The 18,130-nt window shown below is 34.9% G+C and carries 13 protein-coding genes; 11 read left to right on the plus strand and 2 right to left on the minus strand.

What is annotated here, in order from left to right; translation table 11 throughout:
* On the plus strand, window positions 1-1,769 hold a 1,769-nt coding region (locus tag B2145_RS02725; RefSeq protein WP_291097865.1), incomplete at its 5' end, for an amidase.
* 186 nt (window positions 1,770-1,955) lie between these two features.
* On the opposite strand, the gene B2145_RS02730 is transcribed toward B2145_RS02725, so the two are convergent.
* On the minus strand, window positions 1,956-2,825 hold the full coding sequence (locus B2145_RS02730; RefSeq protein ID WP_291097866.1) for an alpha/beta fold hydrolase: 870 nt from the start codon (window positions 2,823-2,825) through the stop codon (window positions 1,956-1,958).
* A 184-nt stretch (window positions 2,826-3,009) separates the two neighbouring features.
* On the opposite strand from B2145_RS02730, the gene B2145_RS02735 reads away from it, so the two are divergent.
* The 6 genes from B2145_RS02735 to B2145_RS02760 all read left to right on the plus strand — a co-directional run bounded on the left by B2145_RS02735 (window position 3,010) and on the right by B2145_RS02760 (window position 13,203).
* On the plus strand, window positions 3,010-4,437 hold the full coding sequence (locus B2145_RS02735) for a glycogen synthase (RefSeq protein WP_291097869.1): 1,428 nt from the start codon (window positions 3,010-3,012) through the stop codon (window positions 4,435-4,437).
* A complete protein-coding gene (locus B2145_RS02740; protein WP_291097872.1) occupies window positions 4,427-5,707 on the plus strand; it encodes a glucose-1-phosphate adenylyltransferase in 1,281 nt (426 codons plus the stop codon). The genes B2145_RS02735 and B2145_RS02740 overlap by 11 nt, the downstream gene beginning before the upstream one ends.
* Before the next feature lie 150 nt (window positions 5,708-5,857).
* Window positions 5,858-7,789, plus strand: coding sequence for an alpha-1,4-glucan--maltose-1-phosphate maltosyltransferase (locus B2145_RS02745; RefSeq protein ID WP_291097875.1), 1,932 nt, complete (start codon window positions 5,858-5,860; stop codon window positions 7,787-7,789).
* A gap of 7 nt (window positions 7,790-7,796) precedes the next feature.
* Window positions 7,797-8,555: a hypothetical protein gene (locus B2145_RS02750; protein WP_291097878.1), complete on the plus strand. Its 759-nt coding sequence runs from the start codon at window positions 7,797-7,799 to the stop codon at window positions 8,553-8,555.
* A 122-nt stretch (window positions 8,556-8,677) separates the two neighbouring features.
* Window positions 8,678-10,594, plus strand: a complete 1,917-nt coding sequence (gene glgB, locus B2145_RS02755) for a 1,4-alpha-glucan branching protein GlgB (RefSeq protein ID WP_291097905.1) — start codon at window positions 8,678-8,680, stop codon at window positions 10,592-10,594.
* A gap of 209 nt (window positions 10,595-10,803) precedes the next feature.
* A complete protein-coding gene (locus B2145_RS02760) occupies window positions 10,804-13,203 on the plus strand; it encodes a glycoside hydrolase family 31 protein (RefSeq protein WP_291097908.1) in 2,400 nt (799 codons plus the stop codon).
* A 71-nt stretch (window positions 13,204-13,274) separates the two neighbouring features.
* Here the strand turns inward: B2145_RS02760 and B2145_RS02765 are convergent, their stop codons facing one another.
* Window positions 13,275-14,477 (minus strand): aminotransferase class I/II-fold pyridoxal phosphate-dependent enzyme, encoded by a 1,203-nt coding sequence (locus B2145_RS02765; protein WP_291097911.1) that lies wholly within the window; start codon window positions 14,475-14,477, stop codon window positions 13,275-13,277.
* Window positions 14,478-14,653: 176 nt separating this feature from the next.
* Here B2145_RS02765 and B2145_RS02770 point away from each other — a divergent pair, with 176 nt between their 5' ends.
* The 4 genes from B2145_RS02770 to B2145_RS02785 all read left to right on the plus strand — a co-directional run bounded on the left by B2145_RS02770 (window position 14,654) and on the right by B2145_RS02785 (window position 17,910).
* Complete coding sequence (locus B2145_RS02770) at window positions 14,654-15,112, plus strand: Lrp/AsnC family transcriptional regulator (RefSeq protein WP_291097913.1); 459 nt, start codon at window positions 14,654-14,656, stop codon at window positions 15,110-15,112.
* Window positions 15,113-15,170: 58 nt separating this feature from the next.
* On the plus strand, window positions 15,171-15,416 hold the full coding sequence (locus tag B2145_RS02775) for a hypothetical protein (RefSeq protein ID WP_291097916.1): 246 nt from the start codon (window positions 15,171-15,173) through the stop codon (window positions 15,414-15,416).
* A gap of 319 nt (window positions 15,417-15,735) precedes the next feature.
* Complete coding sequence (gene lpdA, locus B2145_RS02780) at window positions 15,736-17,139, plus strand: dihydrolipoyl dehydrogenase (protein WP_291097919.1); 1,404 nt, start codon at window positions 15,736-15,738, stop codon at window positions 17,137-17,139.
* 372 nt (window positions 17,140-17,511) lie between these two features.
* Window positions 17,512-17,910, plus strand: a complete 399-nt coding sequence (locus B2145_RS02785) for a cupin domain-containing protein (RefSeq protein WP_291097922.1) — start codon at window positions 17,512-17,514, stop codon at window positions 17,908-17,910.
* Window positions 17,911-18,130 lie beyond the last annotated feature (220 nt).

The raw sequence follows: 18,130 nt of genomic DNA on the forward strand, positions 1-18,130 counted from the left end.
TCCTATCGGAATGGGGTTTTTTGTTTTATATGGGTTTTGGAAAATATAGCCAAAGACTTAAATTATTATTTAGAGATTTAGATAAAAGTTATATATTTGAAAAAAATAAATTTTATACCTGTTTTCAAACTTTCGATAAATGTAAATATATGAAAAGAAGAACTTTTTTAACTAGAACGACTATTGCTACTGTAGGTTTATCATCCTTTTTAATTTCTGGTTTTTCGAGTATTTCGAAAAGTAAGGGAAATGAGTATGATGAGAGCCCTTTTCTTGATTTTTTTGAACTTGAGGAAGTAACTATTGATATTTTGAGAGAGAATCTCCTTTCTGGAAAAATTACTTCTGAAGAGTTGGTACAGTTGTATTTGAATCGAATTGTGACGATTGATAAAAGTGGACCAACATTAAATGCGATCATTGAGGTAAATTCTGAAGCATTGGCTCTTGCTAAAGTTATGGATGCCGAAATTAAGGCTGGAAAAATAAGAGGCCCTTTGCATGGAATTCCCATAGTTATAAAAGACAATATTGATACTGCAGACAAAATGCAAACCACTGCTGGCTCTTTGGCTATGGTTGGCAATATAGCCTCTAACGATGCCTTTATTGTAAAAAAATTACGAGAAGCTGGTGCCATTATTATTGGAAAATCCAATTTAAGTGAATGGGCTAATTTTCGCTCTACACAATCCTGTTCCGGATGGAGTAGTCGAGGTGGTCAAACCAAAAATCCCTATATTTTAGATCATAATCCTTGTGGATCTAGCGCAGGCTCAGGCGTAGCCGTTGCAGCGAACCTATGTGTTGTTGCTGTTGGAACTGAAACAGATGGTTCTGTGGTTTGCCCAGCTTCTGTAAACGGAGTAATGGGGATTAAACCTACAGTTGGGTTGGTAAGTCGATCAGGTATTATTCCCATTTCAAAAACACAGGACACAGCTGGACCAATGGCAAGAACGGTAAAAGATGCCGCCATTTTATTAGGCGTGCTTTCTGGAACAGATGTTGCTGATCCAATAACAAATGAAAGTAAGGGAAAAAGCTTTACTGACTATACCCAATTTTTAGATTTGGATGCTTTGAACGGGAAAAGAATTGGGATTGAAAAAAAACCACAAGGCAACAATCAATATATAAATGCACTTTTAGAAAATGCAATTAATGTGTTAAAGAAAAAAGGAGCTACAATTATTGAAATAGATTATTTAGACAAAATAGATGCGTTAGGTAAAGCCGAATTTGAAGTTTTAGAATATGAATTTAAAGATGGATTGAACCATTATTTATCTACCGCAAACGCAAAAGTCAAAACCCTAAAGGAAGTAATTGATTTTAATAATGCCAATGAAGATAAAGCGATGCCTTATTTTAAACAGGAAACATTAGAAAGTTCAAATTTAAAACTGGGACTTAATGAAAAAAGTTACAAGGATGCATTAGATAAAAGCCATGAAGGCAGCAAGAAAATTTTGGATTCCGTTTTTTCTAAAAATCAACTAGATGCAATTTGTGGGATAACAATGGGACCTGCATGTAGCATTGATATGATTTATGGTGATCGCTGGGGATATTCTTTGACGATGCCTGCAGCCGCTAGTGGTTATCCTCATATTACAGTTCCAGGAGGAAAAGTGTATGATTTACCCGTTGGTTTATCCTTTTTTGGAACAGCTTATAGCGAACCAAAACTAATAGGAATAGCATATGCTTATGAACAGGCATCTGAAAATAGGGTAAAACCAGAATTTAAAAAATCATTTTTGTAATTTTCTGTTCTATTTGAAGTTGATTTTGGGATAACACTGGCAAGGTGAGAAATAGTTATTCTAAAAAAATCCTAAATTTCCAATTGATACAAATACTCGTATCAATTGGAAGTTTAGGATTTCGAACTGTCTTGGGGTAACCTTTAATTTATTAACTAGTTTTTAGGGTTATAAACCATCATAAAATCAGGTGTGATTTTGAATAAATTGCACTACTTTTTCTATTGCCTCATGATTACCAAGAATTTTGCGATGGCCCAGTCCTTCGGTTAAAAATAGTTCTCCGTTTTTCAGGTGTTTGTGAATGTGAATTCCTGCTTCTACAGGAACTTCAACATCATTTTTGTCGTGAATTACCAGAACCGGAATTGAGACTTCCATTGCTGATTTATAAGCAGAGTAATTATCCATTTCTTCTCCAAATTTATTTTCAAAATGCAAACGTAATTGGTTGCTTGTACTAGGTTTTAATTCTAATTTTTTTACAAAATCATCTAGTATGTCCTGCACTATGTCTCCGCTTCCAATAATTGTCAAATGATTTATTGCCAACCCTTTTTTTGCTGCATTTAATAATGACATTCCTCCTAATGAATGCCCAACAGCGGCTTCAAAAGGGCCAAATTGTCTTTCAATTTCTAGAATTGTTTCGACAAAATCGGACATAATAGTTGTTTTTCCTGGAGATTTTCCGTGTGCAGGTGCATCAAAACTGATTGTCGAATACCCCACTTTTATCAATTCATCAGCTATTTTGAAAAGTTGGGTTCCTCTCCCTGACCATCCGTGAGCTAACAAAATTTTCTTTTCACTTTTGCCATATTGATAGAGAACTACTTTTTTATTGATGGCTGGAATTTCAATTAATTTTTGAATGCTTTTACGATCCATTTCCAATTCTCTTTTTGGAATTTTATATTTGGTAGGACTCGTGAATAGTTTTGCTGCTAATAGGGTTGTTAATTTTGGCGAAATAAAAGCGATAAACTTACTACTTAATAGAATTAGTTTGGGAATTTTTAAGGATTGTGATTGAATAGGAGTTTTTTTTGGCATTTCAATAAATTTTATATCAAGCTATTATTTAATATTTTTTTTACTAAATTTAGAAAAACATAAAAGTAACATAATTTATAGCTTTAATAAGAATTTATAAATAATATTGGAATCGGGTAATACTATAGTTTTATTTAAAAATGGTATTGTACGGTGAAGAATTGAAAATACCAAAATTTCTAAAATGGAAATATTTCACATAGCAGCAGAGTGTTATCCAGTGGCAAAAGTTGGCGGTTTGGGAGATGTTGTTGGGGCGTTGCCAAAGTACCAAAACGATGCGGGCCACCTTGTGAGAGTAGTGATTCCTTGTTATGATACAAAATTCATAAATGAAAATGAGTTTGATTGTATTCATTCAGGTTATGTAAAATTGGGAAAATTTAATTTTCCTTTCAATATTCTAAAGGAAAGTACTGATAAATTGGGATTTGAATTGTATTTGGTCGAAATACCAGAACTATTTGATCGTAAAGAAATCTATGGATATGAGGATGACATTGAGCGATTTGTATCTTTTCAGATTGCCACGCTCGATTGGATAATTACTAGAACCGAAGTTCCAGACGTTATCAATTGCCACGACCATCATACAGGTTTGATTCCGTTTATGATGTTGTATGTCAATAAATATGAAAAATTGCGGCTCACGCCAACGGTGATTACCATTCACAATTCAATTTATCAAGGGCAATTCGGGTTTGATAAATTGTATTATTTGCCCGAGTTCGATTTGTCGAAAGTTACCGTTTTAGAATGTGATAATAGAATCAATTCATTGGCGACAGCAATAAAATGTGCATCGGCAGTGACGACGGTTTCTCCAAATTATTTGAATGAAATAAATTATTCTGCCTATGGATTAGAATCCTTATTTAACCTTGTAAGACATAAATCCAAAGGAATTTTGAACGGAATTGATGTTGAAGTTTGGAATCCTGCCACTGATAAAATGTTGTCAACCAATTATTCTATAAAGAATCTTGTAAAAGGGAAACAGGAAAATAAAGAAAAGTTGTGTAGTCAATTTAATTTAGACCCAACAAAACCGCTTTTTAGTTTCATTGGAAGATTATTAGAAGAAAAAGGAGCTGATTTATTGCCTCACGCTGCCGCGCTGGCTTTATCGGAAAATTATAAGGAAATAAATATTCTGATTTTAGGTTCAGGAAACACTGAAATAGAAAACCAATTGAGTCATTTATTGGCCAGTTTTAAAGGAAATTACAACGCTTTTATTGGATATGACGAGGAATTGGCTCATTTGATTTATGCAGGTTCTGATTTTTTATTAATGCCTTCAAGGGTGGAACCTTGCGGTTTAAACCAAATGTACTCTTTGCGCTACGGAACAATTCCCATAGTGAGAAGGACTGGTGGATTAAAAGATACCGTAATCGATTTTGGCGATGGAGGAAATGGAATTTGCCACGATCAGGCATCAATTACTGACGTTTGTTATTCCATTCAAAGGGCAGTAAATTTATATCAAGATAAAAAAAGTTTGAATAAAATTCGAAAAATAGGAATGTGTATCGACCATTCTTGGGAAAGTGTTTGTCAAGAATATATAGAATTATACAATTTAATAATAAAAAAAAATGAAAGCTAAAAAGAAAAGTGTTGTTGCCATTATTTTGGGAGGAGGACAAGGTTCTAGATTGTATCCATTGACAGAAACAAGGTCGAAACCCGCAGTTCCAATTGGAGGAAAATACAGATTGGTAGATATTCCAATTTCAAATTGCATCAATTCGGATATTTTTAAAATGTTTGTATTGACACAATTCAATTCGGCTTCTCTAAATGCACATATAAAAAACACCTATAACTTCAGTGTTTTTAGCCAGGCATTTGTCGATATCCTTGCCGCAGAGCAAACCCCTGATAATCCAACATGGTTTCAAGGAACTGCCGATGCCGTGAGACAATGTATGCCGCATTTTTTGAACCACGATTTTGAATACGCATTAATTCTTTCTGGTGATCAATTGTACCAGATGGATTTCAATGAAATGCTCGAGGCGCATATAAATAGTGAAGCCGATATTTCCATTGCAACTTTGCCGGTAAACGACAAAGACGCACCTGAATTTGGGATATTAAAAACGAATGCTGAAAGTTTTATTGAGTCTTTTATAGAAAAACCGGCAAAGGAACTTTTGTCAGATTGGAAATCGGATGTGAGCGAGCAAATGAAAAGCGAAGGCAAACATTATTTGGCATCGATGGGGATTTATATATTCAATAGAAAACTATTAATTGAATTAATGGCAAATCCGGATGCTAAAGATTTTGGTAAAGAAATTATACCACAAGCGGTAGGATCAAGAAAAATATTAAGCTATCAATACGAAGGATATTGGACAGATATTGGTAATATTGATTCCTTTTTTGAAGCCAATATTGGTCTAACTGATGATTTGCCTAAATTCAATTTATTCGATGATCATAATAAAATTTATACCAGACCAAGATTATTGCCACCTTCAAAATTTTATAAAACAACCGTTGAAAAATCATTGATTTCCGAAGGTTGCATATTGAATGCCAAAGAAATAAGTCATTCGGTAATTGGTATTCGTTCACGAATAGGAGAGGGAACAATTATTAAAAAGTGCTATGTTATGGGTAATGATTTTTACCAAAATATAGATGAGATGAACGAAGATATTTCGAACAACAAGCAATTGATGGGAATTGGTGAAAACTGTTTTATAAACAATGCGATTGTGGATAAAAATTGCAGAATTGGCAATGATGTTTATATCAATGGAGGTGAGCATTTAGCCGATTTCTCAAATAAATTGTATGCAGTTAAAGATGGAATTGTGGTTGTCAAAAAAGGAGCAATCATACCGGATAATTACATTATAAAATAAATTAACAAACTATTTTTTTTCATACCTGATTTACTGACGGAATAACAATTTATGTTACCGCCTGTTTTTTAGAAAAACAAATAAATTTATTTTTGTAAAGTATTTGCAATATAATTTTCACTAAATTTAGTAGTCTTTTAAAAATACAAAATGCAGAATCAAACCCGAATAGTAATTAAAAACATTTTGCCACAAATTGATTGTGGGGCTTATTTTATTAAGAGAATTGTTGGGCAAGCCATAACCGTAACGGCAGACGTATTTTCTGACGGACACGATGTAGTGGAATGTTGCGTCAAATTCAAACATGAAAGCGATAAAGAATGGCAAGAAGTTCGGATGATTCCCAAAGAAAATGATGAATGGTTTGCTGATTTCAAAGTAGAAAAGCAGGGTTTTTATACTTATTTTGTTGAAGGTTGGGTTGATTATGCACTGAACTGGCAACACGGAACCGAACGAAAAATTCAAGATAATCAACACGTAAATTCCGAATTATTGGAAGGTGCCGAATATGTAAAATCAGTCCTGAAATTTGCCGATGCTTCCGAGAAGGAATATCTCGAAAAAGTGGCTGCTTATTTCACGAATGAATCGGATTATGACAAAGCAATTCAGGAAGCAACTTCTTCTGAATTGCACCAAATTTTCAAGAAATATCCAATTCGGTTTTTGGAAAATAAATCGTTGGAATTGAAGGTTTATGTTGACAGAAAAAAGGCTTTATTCAGCACTTGGTATGAGTTTTTTCCACGTTCAGCTTCAGCCGAAGAAGGAAAACACGGCACTTTCAAGGATTGCGAAAGGCTATTACCAAGAGTTGCTTCAATGGGTTTCGACACCTTGTATTTCCCGCCGATTCATCCCATCGGAGAAGTAAATCGTAAAGGAAAAAATAACGCTACAAATGCGCAACCCGGAGATGTAGGTTCTCCCTGGGGAATCGGTTCTCAATATGGCGGACATAAATCCACGCATCTAGAATTGGGAAGCATTGATGACTTTAAATCATTGGTCAAAAAAGCAAAAGATTTAGGAATTGAAGTCGCTATGGATTATGCCTTGCAAGCCGCACCGGATCATCCTTATGTAAAGGATTTTCCGCAATGGTTCAAGTGGCGACCTGACGGAACGGTGCAATATGCCGAAAATCCTCCCAAAAAATACCAAGATATTCTGCCAATTTATTTCGAAAGCGGCGACTGGAAAAATCTCTGGAAAGAATTGTTAGACGTCGCTTTATTTTGGATTGAAGAATGTGATATAAAAATATACAGAGTTGATAATCCGCACACAAAACCTTTCTTTTTTTGGGGCTGGTTGATTGCCGAAATCAAGAAAAAACATCCTGACGTATTATTTTTGGCGGAAGCTTTTACACGTCCAAAGATTATGAACGAATTGGCGAAGCAAGGATTTACCCAATCCTACACTTATTTTACTTGGAGAAATTCTAAAAAAGAATTGACCGAATATGTCGAAGAATTAACTCAAACCGAACAAAAAGAATTTTACCGTCCCAACTTTTGGCCCAATACGCCAGACATCAACCCTTTTGCTTTGCAAAGCGGGAATGAATCCATTCATCTTCAAAAATATTTCTTGGCAGCAACATTGAGTTCCAGTGTCGGGATTTACGGACCCGTTTTCGAATATAGGATTTGCGCACCAATGGCTCCAGGAAAAGAGGAATATTTGGATTCTGAAAAATATGAATGTTATAAATGGGATTGGGATAAACAGAATAAAATAACGACGTTAATTACCCGTATAAACACGATTAGAAAAGAGCAAATTTCGCTCCAGCAAACCAATAATATTGTTTTTTGTGACACCAATAATGATCAAGTTTTGGCCTATTACAAATTTGACGATGATAAGCAAAATGAAACCTTGATGATTGTTAACCTTGATGCATTTAATAAAAGCCAAGCAATGGTTAAACTTCCGAAGGAATTATGGAGAGGTATTCCAATTGAGATTACCGATTTAATTACTGGAAATACTTATGTTTGGAACAAGGAATGGAATTTTGTGGAATTATCCTCTGAATTGCCTTTTCATTTATTTAAAATAAATTGATAATTTAATGGATAAAGTTTCAAATATTTTAAATAATATAAAAGATAGATTGTCAAATCCTCTGATATTTTCGTTCTTATTATCGTGGTTAATTTTCAATTGGGAAATAACAGTTGCATTAGTTTGGTATGATAAATCTCAAATAAATGCTGAAGGGTGTAAATCTATATTTGAATTTATTCAATATAAGTTGGATAATAGATGTGGTTCATTTTTTTTTCCATTTATAATTGCTATTATTTATACTTTAGGATTTCCATATTTAAAATATGGGATAATGATATTAAATAAAAAAGCATTAAACTGGGGTAAAAGAAATGAAATAAAGTATATTAAAGAAGCTACTTCGGAAAAAATTAATACGCTGAAATTAAATCTAAATGCCTCACAAATTGAAATTTCAAAATTGAATGATTTATTTAATAATATTAATAATAATAAATTTTTAAATGGTTTTTGGAAACTTACGTATGTAATTAATGGAAATGCTTCTGAAAAAGATATATATATATCTGATGGAGAATACTATGAGATTGAAAACGAAAGACGAAAAAAGAAATTTGATATTGTACAGTTTTATTACAATCCTTTTAGTAATAAAATTCTATTTATGAAAAAGCCAATAGAAGCAACAGATGCTCGATCTGATAGTTTTGATAAAAGATATTTGGTGAATATACTTTCAGTAGCTGATAATAATAATAATAAACTATTGGAAGGTAATGAAGGTGATAATATTAGTGTTTCATATAAAAAGTTAGAATAACCTCTTTTTGTTAAGATTTATAATCTTTGACAAAAATATTAATTTAAATAATAAAAATCTGCGTTTGAAATCCGTTTCATCCGTGTTCCATAAATAAAACCATTAAACCAACCACAATTAAAATGAGCAAAGTACAACCTTATTCCCTTTTTACCGATTTCGACATTGATTTATTCAAAGCGGGAAAACATTTCAGATTATACGAAAAACTAGGCGCACACCTTATTGAAGTTGATGGGGTAAAAGGCGTTTATTTTGCCGTTTGGGCACCATCGGCGAGAACGGTTTCCGTGGTTGGGGATTTCAATTATTGGATTCAGGGCGAACACCAGTTGCAAGTGCGTTGGGATTCATCGGGAATCTGGGAAGGATTCATTCCTGAAATCGAGAAAGGGGCAACTTATAAATACAAAATACAATCTAATAACGGAGGAATTATTACCGAAAAAGCAGATCCATTTGCTTTGTATTGTGAACATCCGCCGCGCACAGCATCCGTAATTTGGGATTTAGATTACCAATGGAAGGACAAAAAATGGATGGAAACGCGTCAAGACCATAATGGCTTAGACAAACCTTATTCTGTATATGAAGTGCATTTGGGTTCATGGAAACGTCCCGATAGCTATCGGGACCAAGGGAAATTTTTGACCTATCTTGAACTGGCGGTGGATTTAGTGAATTATGTTAAAGAAACCGGTTTTACTCACGTTGAGTTTATGCCAATAATGGAATATCCTTATGACCCGTCGTGGGGTTACCAATTGGTTGGATATTTTGCGCCAACTTCCCGTTTTGGAAAACCGCAGGATTTTATGGTTTTGGTCGATAAATTGCACCAAGCCGGAATTGGAGTAATCTTGGATTGGGTTCCATCCCATTTTCCGGATGACGCACATGGTTTGGGATTTTTTGATGGATCTAATCTTTTCGAACATCCGGATCGAAAAAAAGGCTATCATCCAGATTGGAAAAGTTTGGTTTTTAATTATGGGCGAAATGAAGTACGTTCCTTCCTGATTAGTAATGCCATTTTTTGGTTGCAACAGTATCATGCAGACGGGCTTCGAGTGGATGCAGTGGCTTCAATGTTGTATTTGGATTATTCCAGAAAAGAGGGTGAGTGGGAACCTAATATTTATGGCGGTAGAGAAAACCTGGACACGATAAGTTTTTTGAAGGAATTCAATGAAGCCGTTTATTCTACTTTTGAAGGTGTGCAAACCATTGCCGAAGAAAGCACTTCTTTCCCGATGGTTTCCAGACCTACATCCATTGGCGGATTAGGATTTGGGATGAAATGGATGATGGGTTGGATGCACGATACTTTGGAATATTTTCAAAAAGACACGGTTTATAGAAAGTACCATCAAAATGATTTGACTTTTTCGATGACTTATGCTTTTTCCGAAAATTTTATGTTGCCGCTTTCACATGACGAAGTGGTTTACGGAAAAAAATCAATTGCAGGAAGAATGCCGGGAGATGAATGGCAAAAATTTGCCAATTTAAGATTACTTTATGGGTATATGTTCACGCATCCAGGGACAAAGTTATTGTTTATGGGATGTGAATTTGGGCAAAGTGCCGAATGGAATTTTGAAGGAAGTTTAGATTGGTATTTATTGCAGTTTGGTTATCACGAAGGCATCAAAAAAACAATAACCGATCTAAATGCTTTGTATAAATCAAACCCAGCATTACACGAAAAGCAGTTTAGTCCCGAAGGGTTTGAATGGATTAATTACTCTGATCATCAAAATGCGGTGATGTCTTATATCAGAAAAGGAAATAAACCCAAGGAGGATTTGGTTGTTGTTTGTAATTTTACTCAAGTTGTTCGTTCAAATTACCGAATTGGTTTACCCAAAAAAGGAAAACTAACAGAGATTTTCAATAGTGATGCTACCATTTATGGTGGTAGTGGTGTGGCAAATCCAAATAAATTGACAATAGAAGCCTCGCCTTATGACGGAAGAGAATATTCAATTGAATTACTTTTGCCTCCTTTGGGCATAACCGTTTTTAAATTTTCATAAATAAATTTCACCTATAAAAAACCCAATTACATTTTTTAGATTTTTACATTGAAGTTAAAAATTTAAAAATTGTAATTGGGTTTTATTCATTTTTTTTGGCATAAAACCATTACAACGTTTTCGTGAATAAAGGTAAGATTTATATGGGTTTAAAAAGTATTTTTGTATTTTTGGATACCAAAAATAAGACCAAAATAAGCACATAAAAGATGATTACAAATACAGAATTAGGATATAAAGGAGATTTATATCCAACAAAAATAGTTTCAATTGAACAAGAAGTAGATTCGGTATTTTTCCACACAGACAATAGTGTAATTCTAAAATTAACGGTGTTAAGAGACAGCTTGATACGTTTTCGATTTACTACAAAAGGATATTTCAACAACGATTTTTCATATGCCATTGATAAGAATCATTCTCAAGGATATAATTTTCTCGAAGTTACCGAAGAAGAAGAATACTATCAGGTAAAAACAAGTAAAGTGCAATGTAGAATTCAAAAAGCAGATTTGAGACTGTCCATTTTTGATTTGAATGAAAATATTATTTTAGAAGATGAATTGGGTTTTCACTGGGAGGAAAGCTACGAATATGGGGGCAATATCGTAAAAACGAGTAAAAGCTCAAAAGACGGGGAATGCTTTTATGGACTTGGGGATAAAGCAACCCAATTGAATTTGAAAGGGAAAAGATTGGAGAATTTTGCAACCGATCAATATGCTTTTAGCAAAGACCAAGATCCATTATATAAAGTAGTTCCATTTTATATTGGGTTGCAAAACAAACAATCGTATGGTATTTTCTTTGACAATACTTTTAGAACCTATTTTGATTTTTGTAGCGAAAGAAGAAATGTAACCAGTTTTTGGGCAGAGGGTGGCGAGATGAACTATTATTTTATTTATGGTCCGCAAATGCAGGATGTGGTTATGACTTATACTGATTTGACTGGAAAACCTGAATTGCCACCACTTTGGGCGTTGGGCTACCATCAATGTAAGTGGAGTTATTTCCCGGAAAGTAAAGTGAAAGAAATTACATCCAAATTCAGGGAATTAAAAATTCCTTGCGATGCCATTTATTTGGATATCGATTATATGGAAGGTTTCCGTTGTTTTACTTGGAATAAAAAATACTTTCCTGATCCAAAAAGAATGGTGGCCGAATTAGCCGAAGACGGATTTAAAACAGTTGTTATCATTGATCCGGGGATTAAAATTGATCCTGAATATTCGGTATATCAAGAAGCTTTGGAAAAAGATTATTTCTGCAAAAGAGCCGATGGCCCTTATATGAAAGGAAAAGTTTGGCCTGGAGAATGTAACTTCCCTGATTATACCAATCCTGAAGTAAGAGAATGGTGGGCAGGATTATTCAAAGAATTGATTTCGGATATTGGTGTGAAAGGAGTTTGGAATGATATGAATGAACCAGCTGTTATGGAGGTTCCCAATAAAACTTTTCCAATGGATGTGCGACATGATTATGACGGAAATCCTTGTAGCCATAGAAAAGCCCATAATATCTACGGAACACAAATGGCAAGAGCCACTTATCATGGCGTAAAAAGATTTGCCTATCCAAAAAGACCTTTTATCATAACTAGATCTGCATATTCGGGGGCACAGCGTTACACTTCGTCATGGACAGGGGATAATGTGGCGTCATGGGAACATTTGTGGATTGCCAATATTCAGATGCAAAGAATGTCTATTTCAGGGATGGGTTTCACGGGTTCAGATATAGGTGGATTTGCAGAGCAACCTTCGGGCGAGTTATATGCGCGCTGGATTCAATTGGGGGTTTTTCACCCTTTTTGTAGAACGCATTCTTCTGGCGATCATGGCGATCAGGAACCTTGGGCTTTTGATGAGGAAGTCATTGACATTACCCGAAAGTTCGTCAACTTGCGCTATCAATTGTTACCCTATTTATATACCATGTTTTGGCAGTATATAGAAGAAGGCATCCCTATGTTGAAACCATTGGTTTATTATGATCAAGAAGATACCCAAACGCATTATCGAAATGACGAGTTTATTTTTGGTAACCAGATTTTAGTTTGTCCTATTTTGGAACCTAATTCATTGGGACGAAGAATGTATATTCCCCGTGGTCAATGGTATAATTATTGGACCAGCGAGTTAATCAACGGAGGAAAAGAAATTTGGGTCGATACCAAGTTCGACCAGATTCCAATTTTTGTAAAAGCCGGTGCCATAATTCCGAAATATCCGGTACAACAATATGTTGGCGAATTAGAATTCGACGAATTGACTTTGGAGGTGTATTTCAAAGAAGGAAAAGAAAAATCAGCAGTTTACGAAGATGCGCAAGATGGTTACGATTACAAAAAAGGAAGATATAGCTTCTTGTCATTCCAAACCATTGGAAAAGAAAAAGAACTTATTATCCAGTTGCACAAAGAAGGAAAATATGACACCAACTATTCAAAATACAAAATAAATCTTTTTGGATTGCCGTTTAAAGTTAAAGAAATTGAGATTGACAACGAGAGAATTTCATTTGACAAGAAGACTTTCGAAAAAGAAAATTATCTAATTGTCGATAAAGAATTTACGGAGTTGCATATTATTGGAAAATAGATTTTGGTATCGAATTGTATTAAAAAATCCCGAATTTTCGGGATTTTTTAGTTTATCGAATGTGTTGAAATCTACAAAACCCCGAGCTCAACCATACATTCTTTCATCATTTCATAGGTTCTTTCAATATTGTTGTCTAATCCTATCGAAAAGCGAATTAAGCCACTGGTCAATCCCATCGCGGCTTGTCCTTCCAAAGGAATTTCACTGGATGTGGAAGTTCCAGGCGCACTAAATAAGGTTTTATAGAATCCTAAACTCACGGCTAAATATCCTAAATTTCTTTTTTGCATTAACTCCATTAATTCATTGGCTTTGTCCAAAGATCCAACATCCAAAGTCATCATTCCTCCAAAACCATATTCAGGATTAATCATCGTGGAATACAACTCGTGGTTCGGATGACTTTTCAAGCCGGGATAAACTGTTTTTATGCCGTCTTTTTCGAATCGTTCCGCTAAATAGGAAGCATTATGGCTGTGTTGCTTCATTCGAATATGCAATGTTCGCAAATTTTTCATCACACTTGCCGAACGCAAACTGTCCATTGTTGGACCAAGAAGCATACTGGCACCATTATTTACATTTTTTAAACTATCAATAAATTCCTGCGATGCACAAGTAACGCCTCCAAGGGTATCGCTGCTTCCATTGATGTATTTAGTCAAACTATGAATGACAATATCGGCTCCCAGTTTTGCCGGAGAAACGGATAAAGGCGAAAAGGTATTATCGACAACCAATTTTAAATTATACTTTTTCGCAATTTTTGCCAAACTCTCAATATCAGCAATTTCAAGCAAAGGATTACTCACGGTTTCACAGTACAAAACTTTGGTTTCTGGAGTAATTGCAACTTCAACTTTGTCCATTTTTGTGATGTCAACAAAGGTGGTTTTGATGCCAAATTTTGGAGTGAAATTTTTCAAAAAAGCATAAGTTCCTCCATAAATCGTTCGGCTCGAAACAATATGGTCGCCCGAACCGCATAATTGCAACAATGTTGGTGTAATCGCTCCCATTCCTGAAGCCGAGACATTGGCGGTTTCCGTTCCTTCCATTGCGGCTAATGCTCTGTCCAGATATAAATTACTTGGTGATGAATGTCGCGAATACAAATAACAACCTTCGGCATTACCTTCGAAAGTATCGAACATCGTTTTTGCCGATAAAAAGGTGTAAGTTGAACTATCAGAAATAGACGGATTTACACCTCCAAATTCTCCAAAATATTGCAAATCTTGAATCTCGTCTGCTGGATTGAATTTCATCATTTATAGTTTTTAGGATTGATAGTTCAAAGTTCAGTAATTATAGACTGAAAATCAATGCTAAAGTATTTATTTAGATTTTAAAACTAACAAATAGATAAATATTAAATTTATTTTCTATTTTAGCTGATAAATAAAAACTATTTTAGTTTTTATTTCAAATCCTAAAAATGTATCAAATGGCACTAGATTCAATCGACAAAAAGTTGCTTTTCCTTTTGCAGAATGACTGCAAAAAAACCACCAAGGAATTATCCCTAAAACTCAATCTTTCAGTCACTGCGGTTTATGAACGCATCAAGAAACTCGAAAGAGAAGGCATAATCGACAAATACGTTGTTTTGCTCAATCGCTCTAAAGCCGAAAAAGGATTTGTGGTTTTCTGTCATTTGAAGCTCATTCAGCACACCAAAGAGTTTCTGACTAAATTTGAAAGTGAGGTCATAAAACTCAAAGAAGTGCTAGAATGTCACCACGTGAGTGGCGATTACGATTATATACTGAAAATAGTGGTAAAAGATATGGAAGCGTATCGAGAATTTTTGGTAACGAAACTTACGACATTAGATCATATTGGAAGCACTCATAGTACTTTTATGATTAGCGAGGTAAAAAACACCACGGTTATCGAGATTTAGAAATAAAATTCTGAATTGGTAAACAAAATTTATTAATTTTGGTTCAAACAGTATTCAGATGGAAACCAAAGAATTAAGAAAAAAATTGATAGTAAATTTCAGTAAATTTATTCAGGACGACACAAAACTCGAAGTTCTTGAGGGAGTTTTTGACGCTATTAATAATGAAGAAATGACTTCTTTAGTTTCTGACGAACATTACCTTAAAGTTGAAGAAGCCAGAGCCGAATATCTTTCTGAAATAAGTTCAGCAAGTTCTTGGGAAGAAGTGGAACTTCGTTTGAATGCAAAACATGGTTTTTAAGATTGTTATTTCAAGATTAGCAGAATCTGAAATAGAGGAAACCATCGAATTTTATGAAAGCAAAAGAAAAGGATTGGGAAAACAGTTTTTGGTCTATTTCAGAGGATATTTAAAAATATTAAAAACCAATCAAAAAATTCTCCTTTGCAATTGTTTATGAAATATTTCGGAATGAAGTTATCATTTATTCTGTTTTTCATACTTCAATAAATCCAACAAAAAAGCCGTAATTTGAACAAAATTGCCATTGATATTGAAATTGTCATTGTGATTTTATTTCTTATTTTTGCATCACTAAAAAATTAAAACAAAAAATACTATGAGTTCATTTGACGTAGTCATTATAGGTTCTGGCCCAGGCGGATATGTTTCGGCAATTCGTTGCGCACAACTAGGTTTCAAAACAGCCATTATCGAGAAATATTCAACTCTTGGCGGAACCTGCCTGAATGTGGGTTGCATTCCATCAAAAGCATTGTTGTCATCATCGCATCATTATAGTGAAATTGCCCATTTTGCTGACCACGGAATCGAGGTTTCAGGTGAAGTAAAAGTGAATTTGGAGAAAATGATTGCTAGAAAACAAGCTGTCGTTGACCAAACTTCCGGTGGCGTGAAATTCCTGATGGACAAAAATAAAATCACGGTTTTTGAAGGCATGGGATCTTTTGTCGATGCGACTCACGTTGCTGTTGCAAAAGCTGACGGAACTTCGGAAACGGTAGAAGCGAAAAATATTATCATTGCAACGGGTTCCAAGCCATCGTCGTTGCCGTTTATAAAAATCGACAAGGAAAGAATCATCACTTCGACCGAAGCGTTGAAATTGAAGGAAGTCCCAAAACATTTGGTTATTATTGGAGGTGGCGTTATCGGAATCGAATTAGGCCAAGTTTATTTACGATTGGGAGCGCAAGTTTCCGTAGTCGAATTTATGGACCGAATTATTCCGGGAATGGATGCTTCACTGTCTAAGGAATTGACCAAAGTCTTGAAAAAACAAGGAATGAAATTTTACGTTTCCCACAAAGTAAAATCAGTGGAAAGAAATGGGGATAACGTGACGGTTCAAGCAGAAAATGCAAAAGGAGAAACCATTACTCTCGAAGGCGATTATTCATTGGTTTCCGTTGGTCGTCGTCCTTATACTGACAATCTAAATGCCGATAAAGCTGGTGTAAAAATTTCCGATAAGGGACAAGTGGAAGTAAACAATCATTTGCAAACGAATATTCCAAATATTTATGCCATTGGTGATGTGGTTCGTGGAGCTATGTTGGCTCACAAAGCCGAAGAAGAAGGAACAATGGTTGCAGAAATTATTGCAGGACAAAAACCACACATCAATTATAACTTGATTCCCGGAGTAGTTTATACTTGGCCAGAAGTGGCTGCAGTTGGTCAAACCGAAGAACAATTAAAAGCTTCCGGTGTAGAATATAAAGTAGGAAGTTTTCCTTTCAAAGCCTTGGGAAGAGCAAGAGCCAGTGGAGATTTAGATGGCTTTGTAAAAATCCTTGCCGATGCAAAAACGGATGAAGTTTTGGGTGTTCACATGATTGGTGCTCGTTGTGCCGACTTGATTGCCGAAGCCGTAACCGCAATGGAATTCAAAGCATCAGCCGAGGATATTTCGAGAATGAGTCACGCACATCCCACTTTTGCGGAAGCAATAAAAGAAGCTGCACTAGTTGCAACTGATAATAGAGCATTGCACGTGTAATTATTGATTTTCATCCTGCGAGGTTAAAACCTTGCAGGTATTTATAAAAAAACACGTCCGACCGCGCGGAAATGTCAAAATAATCTCGTGAACGCTAGCGCGGAAATTCTTTCCGTGCCCAAAAACGAGCTCAAAGCAAATAAAGGGTAACACAAACGAATTGAGGAGTTAAAAATAGATTGACAAATTTTGAAAGTAGCAATGGGCACGGATTATAAATCTGCGCTGGCGGGGTTCTATTAGGCCAAAAAAGGATAGACAATAAGGTGTGAATTATATAACTATTTTTCATAATTATGTAATGATTACCAATTCAAGTAGTTCTAAATTTGAGTTTTTATTAAAAGAAAAAGAAATTTAAAATTCAGTAAAATGAAAGGATTTAAAAGTAATATCGAAAAAGACACATTGGAAAATAATAACTTCCGTAAGGTTTTATATACGGGAAAACATCTTCAACTTGTTCTAATGAGCCTAAAAGTTGGAGAAGAAATTGGAGAAGAAACGCACCAAAATAATGACCAGTTTTTCCGATTTGAAAGTGGTTCAGGAAAATGTATAATTGATGATACTGAATACTTAGTGAAAAATGGAGATGTTATTGTTGTACCATCAGGAGCAAAGCACAATGTCATTAACATAGATAGTAAAACTGAATTAAAAATGTATACTATATATGGTCCACCAAATCACAAATATGACACCATAAGGGCGACAAAAGAAGATGCTGAAAAATATGGAGAAGAATTTGACGGAAAAACAACAGAATAAATTTCTTCAATAATTTATAACATCATATTCAGTAAAAGTATGCTGCTAATACCGGCTACACGAGCAATGCGCTGCATTGTGAATCCTGACACCGAAAGCGATGAGAACAACAAACGCTATTGGTCTCGTTGCGCTCATTTGCGGAAGCGATAAAAGAAGCTGCTTTGGCTGCGACTGATAATAGAGCGTTGCACGCTTAATTAGGGTCTGCTGAGAAACG

Source organism: Flavobacterium sp. UBA5153, assembly GCA_002413745.1.
GTDB lineage: Bacteria > Bacteroidota > Bacteroidia > Flavobacteriales > Flavobacteriaceae > Flavobacterium.